9 protein-coding genes are annotated in these 15,970 nt (G+C 63.4%); 3 read left to right on the top strand and 6 right to left on the bottom strand.

What is annotated here, in order from left to right; all coding sequences use genetic code 11:
- Positions 1 to 8: 8 nt before the first annotated feature.
- A complete protein-coding gene (locus KA354_06040) occupies positions 9 to 2,012 on the bottom strand; it encodes a hypothetical protein (GenBank protein ID MBP7934193.1) in 2,004 nt (667 codons plus the stop codon).
- 360 nt (positions 2,013 to 2,372) lie between these two features.
- On the opposite strand from KA354_06040, the gene KA354_06035 reads away from it, so the two are divergent.
- Positions 2,373 to 3,599 (top strand): hypothetical protein, encoded by a 1,227-nt coding sequence (locus KA354_06035; GenBank protein MBP7934192.1) that lies wholly within the window; start codon positions 2,373 to 2,375, stop codon positions 3,597 to 3,599.
- A gap of 201 nt (positions 3,600 to 3,800) precedes the next feature.
- Here KA354_06035 and KA354_06030 read toward each other — a convergent pair whose 3' ends face one another.
- Positions 3,801 to 6,215, bottom strand: a complete 2,415-nt coding sequence (locus KA354_06030; GenBank protein ID MBP7934191.1) for a transglutaminase domain-containing protein — start codon at positions 6,213 to 6,215, stop codon at positions 3,801 to 3,803.
- A 174-nt stretch (positions 6,216 to 6,389) separates the two neighbouring features.
- A complete protein-coding gene (locus KA354_06025) occupies positions 6,390 to 8,060 on the bottom strand; it encodes a DUF2961 domain-containing protein (protein ID MBP7934190.1) in 1,671 nt (556 codons plus the stop codon).
- Positions 8,061 to 8,418: 358 nt separating this feature from the next.
- Between KA354_06025 and KA354_06020 the strand changes: the two genes are divergently transcribed.
- Positions 8,419 to 10,698 carry a hypothetical protein gene (locus tag KA354_06020; GenBank protein MBP7934189.1) on the top strand — a complete coding sequence of 760 codons (2,280 nt, stop codon included), beginning with the start codon at positions 8,419 to 8,421 and terminating at the stop codon, positions 10,696 to 10,698.
- Between the two features lie 133 nt (positions 10,699 to 10,831).
- On the opposite strand, the gene KA354_06015 is transcribed toward KA354_06020, so the two are convergent.
- From KA354_06015 to KA354_06005, 3 genes are all read right to left on the bottom strand, one after another.
- On the bottom strand, positions 10,832 to 11,908 hold the full coding sequence (locus KA354_06015) for a type II secretion system protein (protein MBP7934188.1): 1,077 nt from the start codon (positions 11,906 to 11,908) through the stop codon (positions 10,832 to 10,834).
- A 216-nt stretch (positions 11,909 to 12,124) separates the two neighbouring features.
- Positions 12,125 to 13,333, bottom strand: coding sequence for a prolyl oligopeptidase family serine peptidase (locus KA354_06010; protein ID MBP7934187.1), 1,209 nt, complete (start codon positions 13,331 to 13,333; stop codon positions 12,125 to 12,127).
- Positions 13,305 to 14,027, bottom strand: a complete 723-nt coding sequence (locus KA354_06005) for a SagB/ThcOx family dehydrogenase (protein ID MBP7934186.1) — start codon at positions 14,025 to 14,027, stop codon at positions 13,305 to 13,307. The genes KA354_06010 and KA354_06005 overlap by 29 nt, the downstream gene beginning before the upstream one ends.
- Before the next feature lie 207 nt (positions 14,028 to 14,234).
- On the opposite strand from KA354_06005, the gene KA354_06000 reads away from it, so the two are divergent.
- On the top strand, positions 14,235 to 15,899 hold the full coding sequence (locus KA354_06000) for a glycoside hydrolase family 9 protein (GenBank protein ID MBP7934185.1): 1,665 nt from the start codon (positions 14,235 to 14,237) through the stop codon (positions 15,897 to 15,899).
- Positions 15,900 to 15,970 lie beyond the last annotated feature (71 nt).

Below are 15,970 nucleotides of genomic sequence, written 5' to 3'. Positions count from 1 at the left end.
TATCCTGGTCAGTCTGTTTTCTGCACGGGGAAGCCGCCCGGTTGGGCGTGTGGCGCCGGCTCCTCGACCACGGCGCCGGGGTGCTCCCATCGTTTGAGCAAGGGTGACAGCAGGAAGAGTATCAAACCGGAGACGGCTGCGGCGATGGCGATGCGTCCGTAGACGCTGCCATACACCGTTACGGTCTCGATTGGTGCGGGGATGAGTTGCTCGGCCTGCCCTTCATCGAGGACCGAGGTGAATTTCGCGATTTGGCCGGCGAGGAACTGGGACATGGCTGTTCCCAGGAACCATGCTCCCATCATGGTGCTGACGATCCTCGCGGGGGAGAGCTTGGTGATCATGGAAAGGCCGACGGGTGAGAGGCACAGCTCGCCGGTTGTCTGGAAGAGGTAGCTGAGCAGCAGGAAGGAGAGGCCGACCATGCCACGGCTGTCCGCCACTCGGGTGCCGTACCAGAGCATAGCGAATCCCAGTCCCAACTGGATGAGGCCCAATGCGAACTTGACGGGTGTGCTGGGCTCGAGGCCTCTGGCCCCAAGGAATCCCCAGAGAGCGGTGAACACGAGTCCCAGGAGCACGATGTAGACGGGGTTCACCGCCTGGAATTCCGATGCAGGGATTTCATTTCCCCCGACGCCCATGCCGACGTGCGAGGCCGTGAGGGACCAGTTTACCGCCTTATCTTCGCTGGCGGCGTCGGCTTTCGCGGCCTTTTCCCGAAGCTTGACCAGATCGGACATGGTGAAGGGTTTGCCCTCATGCTCGTAGCCGAACTGTTCTTGGGTGAGGAGCGGAAGCTGGGCCAGCTCGCCGTCGGCCTTGGGGGGGATGCGGAACCGTATTGTGGAACCGATGTCGCTCTCCGAGATGTGGCGGCTCTCGGACACGCGGTCGATATTGCGGTCGGTGAAGTTGTTGACCGAACTGCCGGCCTGTTCGAAGAACGCCCAGAACAGCAGCGAGAAGGCCATAAGGACGAGAATCAGGAAGATGCGATGTCGCTCGATTTTGGTGCAACGGAAGCAGGCATCGTAGACGATGTAGATGAGGGCGAGGATCATCACCAGGCTCAGGGCCAGTCCGGCGATGGTGTCGCGCTGAACGAGGAGGGCGACGATCGGCACGGCGATGATGATCCCGAGGTAGACGGCGAAGTCGTATCGCAGGACACCGGCGATTGTCTGCCCGAGCCTCTCGGGATGTGGTGGCCGCCCCGCCTGGTGTGGAAGTCCGCCTCGATGGAGTGCGACGACGGCCACGAGGCCGGCGGTAGCCAAAGCGGTGCCCAGGAAGAGCCGGGCGAGCAATTGCAGGAAGCTGTCCTGCAGGAAGGGCATCGCGATTGCGCCGCCCAGAGCGCCGGTGGCGATCAGGATCTGGGTGAGCAGGGTGGGGGCGGCGAAAACGGCCACGCCGACCATCATTCCCGCTGCGGCGAGGCCGAAGCCGTAGTTCCATCCGTAGGTTTCGCCGATGTAGCCGCACATGATGGGTGCCATGGCCGCACCGAGGTTGATGCCCATGTAGAAGATGGTGAAGCCGGCGTCTTTCTTTGGGCTGTCCTTGGAGTAGAGGCCGCCGACGATGGTGGAGATATTTGGCTTGAAGAAACCGTTTCCGCAGATGAGCAGTGAAAGGGCGACGAAGAAAGCAATCGAGGTCTCGACGGTGAGGAGCATTTGGCCGGCGGCCATAAGCAGGCCGCCGATGATCACTGATCGCCGGGCTCCCAACAGTCTGTCGGCCAGCATTCCGCCGATGAACGGCGCGGTGTATACCAGGGCGGTGTAGGCTCCGTAGACGCCGTACGCCTGATCGTCGTTGTACTTGAGGAACCCCTTGATCATGTAGAACATGAGTAGGGCCTTCATGCCGTAGAAGGAGAACCGCTCCCACATCTCGGCGAAGAACAGGGCGAACAGGCCGGTGGGGTGGCCGAACAGGGTCGGGCCCCACGCCGGTTCATTCGTGCCGCCTAGGCCGGTCGAACGTGAATCGCTGGTCGTCATGGTTTACCGTTCGCTATCAGGAGTATGGTATCTGCCACATCGGCCACACGGACGGGGATTCTATCCGAAGTCCTGGTCGGGCTGAACCCCCCCTGTGACGCAAGGATGGCTATCTTGGGGAACTGCCAGGAACACACATGGACGCGGAGCCCGGGAATGCTACAATGACCAGTTGCACGGTGACGAAGCATTGCCGGAGCAACGTAGTTGAGCACATGGGGCCGGGACACTTCGTGCCGGGCGGCCGCAGCGACCGTCTCCTGGCCGAAAGGCGAGCCGCCCGCGAGTCGCCACTCCCCGGGTTTCCCTTGTGCCCAGAGCAGACCGAGAACTACGCGGGCCATGAGAGAGGGTGATTGAGTGCTGTTCTGTTCAACCCTGTTGTTGGTCCATGCCCTGTGTACCACCTCGTTTCTCGCCCCATCGCCGCCTGCAGAGGCAACCAGGGCCACGATTCTGCCTGAGTTCGAGCGGCTCGGGATGACGGTTGGTGTTCAAGGCGGGCGACCCAACTGCTCCCTCTTTGCGATCACCGCCCTGGCCAACTTTGAGTGGCTCCGCAGCGAGCCGGACCCGCCGGTTCGGTTCGCGGAGGAGTACCTGCTATGGTCGGCCAAGAGGTTCTCCTCGTCGAAGGACGATGGAGCGATGTTTTATGAGGCGATCCTCGGGCTCAGCAACTATGGCATTTGCCGAAGCGAGCTGATGCCCTATCTGGCCAAGCCCGAGGCGGGTTTGAGACCCTCCGAGGAGGCCAGCAAGGATGCCGCTCCGCGGAGCAGACGATGGCGAGTCCATTGGATCAGGCGATGGAATGTTGCCCTGCCCATGGCCGATGCCGAGCTGGCGGAGATCAAGCGGACGATCAGGAGCGGCCACCCGGTGGCGTGCGGCTTGCGTTGGCCGAAGAACGGTGTGGCCGAGCGGTTGCTGGCTCCTCCTGCCCCCGGCGACGTCATGGATGGACACAGCATCGTTTTTGTGGCGTACGAGGATGACCCGGCTCTGCCTGGGGGTGGTGCCTTCCGGTTCCGCAACAGCCGGGGCCGGGGTTGGGGTGAGGACGGCTACGGCCTGATGTCTTATGCCTATGCCCGGGCCTATGCGAACGACGCTGTATGGTTGGAGCTGGGGCCGCCGGATTCGGAGCGTCCCGACGAGTCGTTTGAGGCTGAGCGGCTGGAGGTGGGGGAGAAGGGCAGCTGTGAGCTATCGACCCAGGACATGAGGGAATGGTGCCGCAAGATGTGGAGCGGTGGCCGGCAGCTGTTTTGCCGAGCCGGGGACGGAGGCCGCCTGCAGCTCGGATTCGTGGTCAAGAGGGAGGGGACTTACCGCGTTCGAATGCGGCTCACGGCCGGTCCGGATTACGGGAGGATCCAGGTGTCCCTCAACGGCGGACCGGTCTCGGAGTCCTGCGATCTGTACTCCGGGAAGGTCAGCCCGGCGGGTTATCTGGAGCTCGGGGTGCACGAGTTGAAGGCCGGCAAGCACACCCTCCGCGTTACCGTGATTGGCAAGCATGCGGCCTCCGCCGGGACGTCGTTTGGCATCGACACGGTGGAGTTGCTCCGCAAGGTAGGATAGCTCGGAGCGGGCTCACGCCGCTGGGGCAGCCGGGTACAGCCTCACGGTTCGTGGGGTGGATCCCACGATGTGACCCAATACGGTGAGCCGTGCATGCTGTCTGCTTCGTTCTTTCCGTGGTGGCCCTGCTGTGCTCGGGGATTCGGGTTGGATCCGCGGATCACCCGTAATCCTTGGGTTTTGTTTGCGGTCATGCGGGGCCTATCTCTCCTCGGCATGGCTTTCCAGCTCGAACAGTTCCGAGCAGTTGCCGGTCTCGCTGTCGCCGTCCTTGCGGAGCAGCAGACGGCAGCGTTTCCCGGTGTGGCCGGAGAGGTTCACGACGGCTGACTGAGCGCTGGCGCGGATTCCGCGGGCCACGGTGGTGGTCTGGCGGGGCTTGTTGCCCTTGGGAGGGAGTTGCTGAAGGTCGATGGACAGGGTGGCGTTGGGGTCCTTGCCCCACTGACCCTCGAGCCGCCAGGTGACGCGGGTTTTGAGTTTCGGGCCGGTGGTTTTCACGTCGCGGATGAAGCAGGTGTTTTTCAGCTCGATGCGGTTGCCTGGCAAGCGCCAGAGTTCGGGTTTTTCGAACCGGGCCTGCAGGTTGTAGCGCTGATCGCCGCCGCAGTTGTTTTCCAAGGCGAGCCGTTGGTCGTATTCGAAATCGCGATACAGTGGTCGGAACAGGGCCGAGCCGACGTTGAAGACGATTCGGCGTTCGACCATGTGGCCGGCGGCGGCGCGGCTCATGAATCGCCACTGTGGTTGGAAGGGCGGGGGCACGTCGTAATCGCTTGACGCGGGCCGGCTCGGGGTGGCGTCGAAGCACACCCAGCCGTAGTGGTTGCCGAGCCAGACCTGGGTGTAGCGGTGGCCGTTGGTGCAGGGGGCGGTTTCGTCCGTGTCGAGGAATCCGTTTCCGTTGGTGTCCCAGGTTTTGGGATCGCGTTCGGCGGCGGTGCCGAGCCAGCGGGCGGGGATGCCCAGGTGGCGCATCGCGCCGGCCAGGATGACGCTTGTTCCGGAGCAGGCGATGATCTGGGTTTTGTCGTAGGGACGATCGGACAACTCGATCTTGAGATTGGCGGGATTGGCGTCGTAGTGTTTGCGGGAGTAGTCGACGGTTGCCGGCCGCATGAGAGGGGGGATTGGGTAGTAGTAGGTGTCCTGGATGTACTCGAGGACATTCCGCGCGGCCCAGTAAGGATTCCTCATGTCGGCGTCGGCATCGTATTTGGCCTTGATGTGGGCCGTGACGCGGGCGATGAAAGCCCTGTACGTTTTGGTGTCGCTGAGATTGTAGAGTTCGGGATCGTCCGCCAGGTAGCCTATTCCGGAGAAGCCGTCCCGCTGGTGATTGGCCCGATGGGGGTAGACGTAGCTGCGGCACGAGTTGGTCCACACGTCGAGTTCGTACTGCGAGGCGTAGGGGTGGGCGGGGGCCTCGGCGTATTCGACGCTGAGCATCTCCTGGCGTGCGGTGACGTCGTCGGCGGGATCGTAGCTGAAGTGTCTGATCGTGGCATTGGGTGCTTTGGTGAGGTCCACAATCTTCTCGGTCTCGGGCCAGAAGCCCTGGTTGTGAAGCTGCTCGTAGGTGTAGGGTCGGGAGTAGTTGTGAGACACCCTGCCGGCCTTGTCGCCGTCCTTCTCCGGCCTGGTGTTGATGGCCATGACCAGATGGCGGAGGATGCGGGGGCCTTCTCGCAGGGCGTCGAGGTTTCTGGTCACGTTGACGCGGTGTACGCGGTCTGGGCCGGGTGCGTTTTCAGACACCCAGAGACTACCCTGTCCGAAGGCCAAGCCGCGGCAGACGCTGCCGGTATCGACGGAGCGGGGGCGCTCAAACGCGAACAGGCCGCGGCCGGTTGGTGCATCTGCGCAGTAGATGTGGGTGTCGCCGACGGTGGACCAGAGATAGCGGGCGCCTTCCGTTTTCATGGCGGCCAGGCCGTGCGAGGCCAGTGTTCCGGCGTCGGGCATGTGGCGGACGAATTGGGGCAGCGCGTCATGTGGTGGCGGCCACTCAAGTCGGATGATGCCGCGGCGCGCGCGGAGGTTGGCGTCCGCGTAACCCGCCGACTCGTAGTTGACGAGCAACTGACCGTCGTCCACGGTGATCCCGAGCGGTTCGCGGTCGCCGATCCGGAAGTGAAACAGGGAGAGGTTCGCGTCGGCGGTTTTGCCGCTGTCGAGATTGAAGCGCCAGAGCCGGGATGCGATCTCTTCGCTTTTGTCTCGGCTCAGGGTGTAGAGGATCGGGTGGCCGTCCTCTCTGGCGAAAGCCAAGCCGCGAGGATCGGTCAGGAGCGGGCGTTTATCCTGGCCTGTGGCGGAGAGATCGTAGACCCGCAACGGCTCAAGCGGGCCGACCTCCTTCTTCGCGTGACGGTCGATGCGATAGGCGAAGACCTTGCCGGAGCGGTCGAGGACCAGCAGTTGCGGGACTTCGGCGGCGGTCTCGTCGACGGCCAGGCCTCTGATCTCGGTGTTCTCTTTCGGCAGGGTGTAGATTTGTTCGGTGTCGCCGATGAGCGGTGGCCCGGGCTCGGCCGGCATGGCGGCGCCGAGGCCCATCCACGCGACAGACGACGTGAGAAGCAAGATGCAGGGTGATGTCATGAGTGAGGTCATCAATCAGGTCCTCTCCGCGGCAAGCCGAGTGCCGCAAAGCCTGGGGGACGGGCGGCCACCCGAGTCCTTCCTGCGGGGGCGTGACCGGCATCCTGTCGATTGAGTGACGGGCCGCGTACCTGTGCCACACTCTCCATGGAGACGGGGGTGGAGCCCGTTGTACGTTGGCGGCCGTCATTTGCCCTGTGTCGTTTTCTCCGCGGCCTTCTCCATCTCGATCGCCTTCTGGATCCACTGGTCCATGTTCTCGAAGGGCAGTTTCCGCAGCGAGAGCACGTCGGCGCTCAGGTTGTAGCCGGGTTTGCCCGTCTCCGGATGGACCGAGCCTGGATTTGCCCCGACGCAGACAAGCCGGAGGGCGTGCTTGCCGGGCTCGAAGTGGAACAGGCCGATTTTCCGTTCGCGTCGCTGGCCGTAGATGTAGTCCTCGTGTTCATCCTTGCGGTAGGTATTGTAGAAGTCGAGGGTCTTGTTGACCGCCTCGGGGGCGAGCTGGTTGACCAGGTCGACTTCGTAGCCCCCGGCGATTTGGGATTCGCCGGCCTGGTGGATTTCCTGGTTGTCGATGTAGACTTTCCAGATACCGTTGTCGTCGCGCAGGTGCTGGAAGAGTGACATCGAGTATCGGCCCTTCTCCGTGATGGTGAAGGGGATTTCGATCCACGAGCCGATGGTCTCGTTTTTGACGCGGAACCACGGCTTGGTGTAGGTGGCCCGGTTGTACGGGTTGACCTGGAGTTCGACGTCCTGGGAGTGCCGGATGGTCTTGACCACCCTGGGCAGCTGGAGGACGATTTCGGGGTTGACCCGGTCGCGGTAGGGGGGGAACTCGCACCAAGGTTGGGCGGTCGTGTCCTGGTACCAGAAGGCGACGGAGGACCAGTAGTCGGGTCGGGAGCCGGCCTCGGACAGCACCTCGCCCTTCGAGGTCATGAGGAAGCCCTTGCGTTCGAGCTCGAGACGGAGCGATTTCCGGAAGATGACCGGGTCGGGGATGTGCCAGCGGTAAGCGGTGATTCGGGCGTCGGGAGCGCGGGGCTCGAAGATGGTGCAACCCGAAAAGAGGCTGGAGTGGACGCGCATATTCCAGGCCTCGCTGAGGTAGTCCTCGGTTCCCGTCCCGGCGATGGACGGGACTTGTTCCCCGTCGATGTAGAAGAAGTCATCTCCCTCTCCGAACCAGTGTCCAATCGCATTTTGGGAGGAGAGCACGGTACCCACGTAGTGGCCGCGGCCCTGGCCGACGAACACGGTGTAGGGTTTGCCCATTTGGGGAGGGCACTCCTGGTGGTAGCGGGCGTGGAAGTACAAGAGGTCGTCGGGCTCGCGGTCCTGGCGGACCCAGTTGATCTGGAAGTAGCAGGAAGCCGGCTCGCGGTCGGACTCGTTGGTCAGGGTGATCTTCGCGGACTTGCGGAACGGCATGCGCCAGTAGCAGTTGTAGCCCCGGCCGCGTGAGCAGACCTTGACCGGCAGCGAGTCGACGTCGGCCTGCATGCCGTTTCCGACGGCGAAGAAATCGCCGAGCGGGGCCTCGACGGAGGGCGTGGCGGCGCCGTCCCACCACATGCGGAGCACGAGGGCTCGCGGGTGGCGGATGTCCATGGATGTGGGTACCAGCCAGATATGGCGGATCTCACCGGGTCCGACCAGGTCGGCGATGGTCTTGCTCTCGCCCATTTCGAACCTGGCCAGATCCGTGTTGTTGAACGGATTACCGCTGGTTGCGCGCATGGACCGGCCCTGCTGCGGATGGGTGATCGAATCGAGGGATTGCGCGAAACAGGGAAGAACTGACGCCGCCAACAGGGCTGACGAGGCGCGCATGCTGGTCATGACTCTCATCGTGTCCCTTCCATTCAAGATCATCGCCGGGGTGTTGAGACGCGGCCTAGCGCCAAGGCCCGGAGCCGCGTGCCTATCACTCTATGTTACCATGATTGCCGCGGATGTCACCCTGGGCGAGCCGGTGGGGTCGGGCCTGTTGGCCGGCCACGGGGAGATCGCGGATCGTCCTGACCTCGTGGAAAGGGCCGTCAGGGGCGTTTCTCGTTTGTTTGCAGCTTTGTACCTGGTGGTTGGCGCCTGCATGTCGGGCCGCAGGTGCAGGGTAGCGATCCGCGAAGGTCGCCCTATAATGCCTGCTCTGCCGCCCGGATGGGCTGCTGTGATTCTGACTGACCCGATGGGGAGGTTTCCGCGCATGGTTTTGTATCGCAGCGTTCCGCGTCCGGTCAGCGTGGTGGTTTTCTCGTTTCTGGCCGTCGGGTGCTTTTCCGGCCGTACAGCCGCGATTGAACTGGTTCAGTTGGTCGACGACTCCGGCGCTGCCGAGGTGAGATCGTCCCATTTCAAGTTTGCCGTTCCTCGGTTGGCGGGCCAGGTTCCGGCGGCGGTTGCGATCACGCGGGATGCTCCCGAGGCCGGCTGGACGCGGGTTTCCTTGCGATGGGATCTCACTACCGAGACATCGCAGGATGAGCTTTCGGTCGTGTTGCAGCCCTCGTTTGCGCCCGACTTTCACTGGCTGCCGCACCTGGCCCCGGAAGACGGCTTTGTGGCTGGTCAGCACGTTTTCCGCAGCCCGGCCGCGATCGTCACCAAGGGTCAGACGGTCCTGATCGTGGTACCGGATCTTGATCTTGTCGGCCGGCTTGTGGACGACCCCTGGTTTCTCGACCTTGACGCTGTCAAGAACGAGATCACGCTGGGCATGGTTTGCACGGAGGTGGCCGGTCACGTTGGTTTCCGCAAGAAGCCCGGTATGGTGTTCAAGCCCGGTCGGGTAGAGTTAGCCTTCTACGTGGCCGAGTATCAGGACGCCGACCTGCCGCTGAATCCCTGGAAGCGGGCAGCGCGGTTGCTCTGGAAGCGGTGGGGTCGCCCGCTGCACCTGGAAGGTGCGCCGGGTACGGTGCCGATGGACGTGTTTGTGAAGCACACTTACGATTGGGCCTTCGACCGCTGGGGCCACGCGGTCTGGCAGGAGTTCGAGCTCAACGGCCGCAAGGTTGGTGCTCCGCAGTTCATCGTCAACATCAGCCAGTCGCCGAACTACCCTGGCCTCTGGTATCAGCGGGAGTTCCTGTCCATCTGGAACCAGGCCTGGTTTTCGTCACTGCGAAGTGCGAGTGGCCTGGCCCGGTGGGCTCGTCGAACGGTGGACGAGGACCTCAGAGCCAAGGCCGAACTCACCAAGGCCCTGGCCCTGGCCGCCCCGATGGAGGATGGCATTTTCCCGGCCGTGATTGGTACCGCCAACGAGAAGGTCCAGGAGCAGGGCAAGGAGGTGGTCCGACCGCGGCCCTGGTCTGAGGCCACCTGGCGCAATTCGAATCGCAGCCCGCGAAACCTCGGGATTTCGGATGCCTGGTACCATGTGCTGGATGCGAGCTGGACCTGTCTGCTGATGCTTCGCTGGCACCAGGAGATTGCCCCGGACGAGCAGTTGGTTACCTTCTGCCGCAAGTATGCGGAGAAGCTGCTGCGACTCCAGGACGAGCGGGGCTTCTTCCCTGGCTGGCTGAACCCGGAGACTCTGGAGCCGTCGCCGGTGATGTTCCGCACGCCCGAGACGGCGATGAGTGTTACCTTCCTGCTCAAGATGGCTGACGTCAGCCGCGAGGAGCGGTTCCGCGAGGCGGCGATCAAGGCCGCGGATGCGTTGTTGGTGGAGATCGTTCCCGACGGTCGGTGGGAGGATTTCGAGACCTACTGGTCCTGCTGCGCGTTCGGTCGGGACGACCATGTGGGCAGGAAGTACGCCCGCAACGGCATGTACAAGCAGTGTAATTTCTCGATGTTCTGGACGGCGGAGGCCCTGCTGGCGGTTTACCGGGCCACTGGCGACGGGAAGTACCTGGCCTGGGGCCGGCGGACGCTGGACGAGCTGTCCATGTGCCAGCAGGTCTGGCAGCCGCCGTTCATTTACGTGCCGGCCTTAGGGGGCTTCGGGGTGATGAACTTCGACGGCGAGTGGAACGACTCGCGTCAATCGCTCTACGCCGAGCTGTTCATGGACTATTATCGCGAGACCGGCGAGTCCGGTCTTTTCGAGCGTGGCATTTCCGCGCTCAAGGCATCGTTTGTGATGATGTACTGCCCTGAGAACCCGCAGCAGAAGGAGCAGTGGGAGAAGGCTCACCCGTTCTTTGGGCCGCGAGATTACGGTTTCATGATGGAGAACTACGGCCACGGCGGCCGGACTGGGCCAGGCGGTATTGGCATTGGCACGTTTACCATTTACGACTGGGGCAACGGTGCCGCCAGCGAGGCGCGGAACCGGATCTACGACCACTACGGGGACGTATTCATCGACCGTGCCCGTCGCCAGGGGTTCGGAATCGACAGCATCCGCGTCCAGTATGACGAGGGCGAGTATGTTCTCACCGACCTGGGAGGTTGCCCGCGGGCGGTGAAAGTGGTGTTCGGCGACGGTTCCACGCAGACCTTGCCGCTTGACCGCGCGGCCCGGGTTCGGTGAGGTGGCAGAGGATGAGGGGCGAAGTCCCTGGGTGAAAGCCGTGAAGGTGGCGTCGGTCGCACGTCGGCGCCGTTTGGTTTGTCTTGTGTCGGCAGGTGGGGGATGGCGGAAGTACCGCGTTCGGCCCGATTCATCATTCCGGTGGTCCGAAGGTAATGGTGTTGCTCTTGCGGCCAAGTCCGACCCAGGCCTGCTGCCTGGGGGCTGGATGGCCTGCGGCGGGATCGCTGAACAAGCGTCCCCAACTCATTCCCTCGACGTGGCCGTCGAGGAAGCCGGCGTTGGCTTTCAATCGCGGCGCGTAGCGGCCATCGATTCTGTTGAGGGGAAGCATGACCGACGAGGACCGAGACGAGCCCGGTGACACGTTCATGTATTCCTGTCCGGCGAAGCCTGGGCGGGTGTTTCTGCCTCCGTGCCGGAAGCGCACCGCATGAGGAAGGACGTCGGCGTTGAAGTTGCCGAGGGTTTCCGGGAAGACGCCGGGTTTACCAGCCTCGATGGCGAGGATCGGCAAGCCCCTGACTCCGATGAGTCCGGCGCTGGCGTTGGCCCCGAAGCTCATCCACAGGACCGGCAGAGTGGTGGCGGGGAAGCTGTCCACGCCGATCTGCTTGCCTTTGAAGGTGTACATGACGTGCGTCCAGGCTGCGCTGGGCTTGCTGCCAATGCCTTGGGCGTACTTCTGGCCGATGGATGGAACGGTGATGTCGACCCGCGCGTCGTAGGCGTCCGCATCGGCGTCATAGCCGAAGCCGGCCAAGTCGACGATGTCCTGGTAGTTCAGCGAGTAGGTGCCCCCACCGAGGTTCCATACCCGGTTGAAGACTGCGTCGGAACCCACCTCGCCGTGGAAGTCGGTCCGGCCGCTATCCGAATACTGGCGGTCGAAGAGGGCGGGGAGAGGAGTGGGGTTGTTATCGGCAGGGCATTGAAAGATGCCGGTTTCGCCCTTGCTTTGGCGGAGGGAGGCGATGGCCCATCCGAAATTGGTGCTCCATCGCTCCTTTCTCATTCTCTGTTCTGTCTGGTACAGGATGGCTCCTGTCACGCCCTGTCGCAGGCCGGCGGCGCATTTGGCGGTCTGGGCCTGGTTTCTGGCCTCCGCCAGGGATGGTAGCAGAATCGCGACCAGCAAGGCGATGATCGCCACCACCACGAGAACCTCGATCAGCGTGAACGCGCGCGAGCCGGGCACGAACCGGCACATTGGGACCCTGGTGATTGACCGCATGACAAGCCTCCAGCGCAAGGACGTGATCTGACCTGGGATAGAGTATACCACGACCCACGCGGGTGCTGCAAAGCCCTAAGGGGAAGTTGGGGCCCGGGGTCGGATTTTCTGGTCTGAGGGCTGTGGAGCGAAGGCCTGGTCAATGAGGTGAGGAGGCGGCAAGTTGGGTTGTGTGGGCCGCGAGCGGCAGGATCACGACCGGTTTTCGAGGTTCTTGCCAAGCCAGGCCACGGTCTCCTTCCACATTTCGGGCGTGTACACATGGCCCAGTCCGGGGTAGATGACGCTGCGAAATCTGCTGCTGGCCTCGGTTCCGTAGAGGGCATAGACGCGGGCCACCGACTTGTCGATCCTGCGAATCCCGTTGACGGGCGATCCGAAGTCCTGGTCGCCGGTCATGAACAGCAGGGGGCGTGGCGCGACCAGAGCCACGATGGCCTCGGTGTCGAAGTGGTTGAGCAGGCCGGGCACGAAGTAATAGATGCCATGGCAGGGGAGTCCCCTGGTTGCGATCAGGTCCTGGTATCGGGTCAGGCAGGCCACGGCGACGCCGGTCTTAAGGCGTTCGTCCAGGGCCATGAGCCACCAGGTGCGCGTTGCCCCCATGCTGATGCCGGTGACTCCGATGCGTGTGGGGTCTACCTCCGGCCGCGAGCAGAGGTAATCGAGGGCGATGAGATCGTCGCGCAGCATCATGCCCCACAGGGTCCGGCCGACCCAGAGGTTGAACTTGCTGGCGGTCATCTCGCCGCCGCCGCCTTTCTCCTCGGGTCCGCCCGGCCCCTGTCCGTTTCGTTCGCCAAAGCAGTAGGCGTCGATGGCGACGACCGCGAAGCCTGCCTTGGCCAGGGCGGGTCCAGGCGGCACGGGAACGGCGTTCGTTCTGAAGAGTTCCTCCTTGCCGACGTCGTAGTGGCCGCCGTGCCAGTGGCAGTACAGAATGCCAGGGGCCTTTCCCGGGTTGGCCTTAGGCAGCAGCAGGTAGCCGGGGACAATTGCCCCCGCCTGGTTGTCGAAGGAGAACTTCTCCAGGACGTAGTCGCCGCGGTCTTCGCGGGAGAGCCGCTCGACGGCCGGCTGGTTTGGGCGCGGCGGGAGCTTGCCGAGGAGGTTCCAGATCTGTCTGCGTATGCCGGCGCGATTGGATTCCCACTGCTGGAGCGAAGCGGGTCCCTCGAATGCGGGTACCGGCGGTGCTCCCTTGAGCCACCTTGATGCATTGGATTCAGGTGTTTCAGCCATGGCGTGGTGTCCCGTCAGAGACAGGGTCAAAGTGAAGAAGCAAGCCACGGAAGTGAGTTGTCGGCTCACGGATTGACCTCCGGTCGTGTGTTCTTTCTTCCGCGATCGAGAAGCCTGCCCTGACCGGGCCTTACGCGGGATAGCCCACGGTCTGGGCATAGAGCACGCGTTGTTCCGGCCGCAGCCCGAGGTCTGTGGCCAGACCAGTCTTGTTGCAGTTACGGAACCAAGCGGCCAGACCCTGCGACGCGGCGAAGAGGTAGACGTTTCCGGCGATGAGGCCGGCGGCGATGTTGTAGTACGACTTCTGGATTTCAGGGTCCTTCAGGCCTGGTTCCTGGGGCGTGCCGCGGTTGTACTTGGCGAGGTCGGCCACGAAGACCAGGTTGACCGGGGCCTTGGCGGCCGCGCCCCCGCGGCCACGGCGACCGACCTTCTCTCGTTGATCGCCGGCCAGGACTGGTGCCAGGCGATGGGGTAGGGCTTCGTAGAGGTAGACCCCTTCGGCCAGAAAGACGTACAGGTCAATCTCCTGCGCGTTGCTTGCCGACGCTGCCGTTCGCCCGATCCGTCGGGATGCTCCGCCTTCGCGGTTCACGCCCCACGCTGCCCACAGGAGATTGGACAGCATTTGCGGAGGCAGCGGTTTGTCGCTAACGCTGCGGTTGGTCCTCCGTTCCCACAGGGCGGCCATCACCGACTTACCCCCCTCCTTCTCGGGTTTCGGCAGGGTGATCGGCTTGAGCTCGGGCACTACCGCCGGTGGAGTGACCGTTTCCTCGCCGAAGCTGGATGTTCGGCTGGCCAGCACGGCGAAGGCGGGGACGCTCTTGAGGAACATTCTGCGGTCCATGTGATTCTCCCATCCGGCCGAAATGGCTGCCGGACCGGCCCGCACAGGTTCCGCCACCGTGCGAATGCCCCGAATCCTGGCCGATCCTCGCACCGTTCCTGGCCGCGCATGTGATTTGTCATCATCCCACTATGCCATCCCTCTGACAAGCCCGTGCTTGATGATATGATAGAGGACGGTTCCACTCATGGATGGATCGGGTGCCCTATGGCAGCAAGACATGCCGTGAACATCGGGTCATTGGTTATTGTGGCCCTTACCGCCTGCGGCCGGGCCGCCGATCTGCCACCCCCGCTCGCCTCGCAGCCCGTATCCGAAGCGGGCGTGTGGGTGCGTGGGAGCCAGATCGGTTATCTGCCCGACGAACCCAAAATCGCCATTCTTTCCAGCGACGAGCCACAGGAGGGCCGCTTCACGGTCGGGGATTTCTCGGCTCCGCTGGGTGACGACCAGGGGGCGTGGGGGCCGTTCCGGCACAACTACCGCCTCGACTTCACGCCGCTGGCCAAGGAAGGTCGCTACGAGATCCGCTTTGCCGGTGTGGTGTCACTGCCCTTCACGATTGGCCGGCAGGCGTACGCCGATGTGCCTGGGAGACTGTTGTCCTTCATGCGTCTGCAGCGGTGCGGGGACAACCCGGTCACTGGCCGGAAGTGTCACCAGCGGGACGCGATCGATACGGTTACTGGTCGCCAGCACGATCTTGTGGGGGGGTGGCACGATGCGGCCGACCGGATCAAGCACATGATCACGACCACCTACTGTGTGGCCGCCCTGTATTTGGCGGGCGAGCGCGAGGAAGCGGACCATGGAGCCGAGCTGGTTCGCAGGATTCACCCCGATCGGGACACGATCTATGTTCAGATCGCCGACGACCGCGACCACGGTCCGCCCGCCAAGCTGTGGCATGAGGACGAGTCCGACTACGGCTGGGGTCGAGGGGGCGCGCGAGCCGCCTGGCCTGCGACCGGCAAGCCGGAGGGTCCGAGGTACAGGAATCGCTCCTCTGGCAAGGCCAGCCTGGCTGGTCGGGCATCCGCGGCCATGGCTCTGGCCGGCGACCTGAAGGCCGCCAAGTCGCTTTACGAACTCGCCCGCAGGTATCCGGGCAACGCCATGTCCGTGCCAGTCAAAGCCCCGTACTACTACGGGGAGAGCACCTTCAGCGACGATCTCGAATGGGCTGCGGTGGAGCTGTACATTGCCACCCGGGACAAGGTGTACCTGGAGGAGGCGATTGGATACGCCCGTCGGGCCGGCCCCAATCCGGGCATGGGCGGGACGCGTCACGGGCACTACGAGTTGTTTCCCTACGTCAATCTGGCCCACTGGCGGCTCTATCCGCACGTGGACGAAGCGGCGAGGAAGGAGCTGGCCGGCTTTTATCGGGCAGGGCTGGAGTCGGTCCGTCGCCTCGCGGAGCGGAATCCCTATCGCCTGGGCACGCCGCTGGTTTGGTGCTCGTGCAACGATGTGGTCGCTTTCGCCACACAGGCGGTGCTGTATGAGCGGATGACCGGCGACAGCACCTATCGTTTGCTGGCCACCGAGGCCCGTGACTGGATCTTTGGCCGCAACCCCTGGGGAGTCTCCATGGTCATTGGCGTTCCGGAGACAGGCAACCCGTCTTGCCACCCGCACCACCTGTTCTATCGGCTGGCGAACATCCTTCCGGTGGGCGGACTAGTCGACGGGCCGGTCTACAAGGATATCAACGACGGGCTCAAGTTCGAGGACTTCGGCCAGGACGTTTACGCTCGCTTTCAGTCTGACATCGGCGTCTATCACGATGTTTACGCCGATTTTTCGACCAATGAACCGATCATCGACGGGACGGTGTCGCTGCTGTTGCTGTTGAAGTTGTGGCCCTAACGCCGGAGGTGCGGTGGATCATCTCGACCGCCTTGTTGACCTGGGTCATGGGTTGAATTACCGGTGGTTAG

It is taken from the genome of Phycisphaerae bacterium, from assembly GCA_018003015.1.
GTDB lineage: Bacteria > Planctomycetota > Phycisphaerae > UBA1845 > PWPN01 > JAGNEZ01.
This window is presented reverse-complemented; position numbering and strand designations above follow the sequence as displayed.

What these genes read in the sequence shown, in the direction of transcription:
- KA354_06040 (MBP7934193.1), bottom strand. Translation starts at nt 2,012, where the DNA reads ATGACGACCAGCGATTCACGTTCGACCGGCCTAGGCGGCACGAATGAA.
- KA354_06030 (MBP7934191.1), bottom strand. Translation starts at nt 6,215, where the DNA reads ATGACCTCACTCATGACATCACCCTGCATCTTGCTTCTCACGTCGTCT.
- KA354_06025 (MBP7934190.1), bottom strand. Translation starts at nt 8,060, where the DNA reads ATGAGAGTCATGACCAGCATGCGCGCCTCGTCAGCCCTGTTGGCGGCG.
- KA354_06020 (MBP7934189.1), top strand. Translation starts at nt 8,419, where the DNA reads ATGGTTTTGTATCGCAGCGTTCCGCGTCCGGTCAGCGTGGTGGTTTTC.
- KA354_06015 (MBP7934188.1), bottom strand. Translation starts at nt 11,908, where the DNA reads ATGTGCCGGTTCGTGCCCGGCTCGCGCGCGTTCACGCTGATCGAGGTT.
- KA354_06010 (MBP7934187.1), bottom strand. Translation starts at nt 13,333, where the DNA reads ATGCCCAGACCGTGGGCTATCCCGCGTAAGGCCCGGTCAGGGCAGGCT.
- KA354_06005 (MBP7934186.1), bottom strand. Translation starts at nt 14,027, where the DNA reads ATGGACCGCAGAATGTTCCTCAAGAGCGTCCCCGCCTTCGCCGTGCTG.
- KA354_06000 (MBP7934185.1), top strand. Translation starts at nt 14,235, where the DNA reads ATGGCAGCAAGACATGCCGTGAACATCGGGTCATTGGTTATTGTGGCC.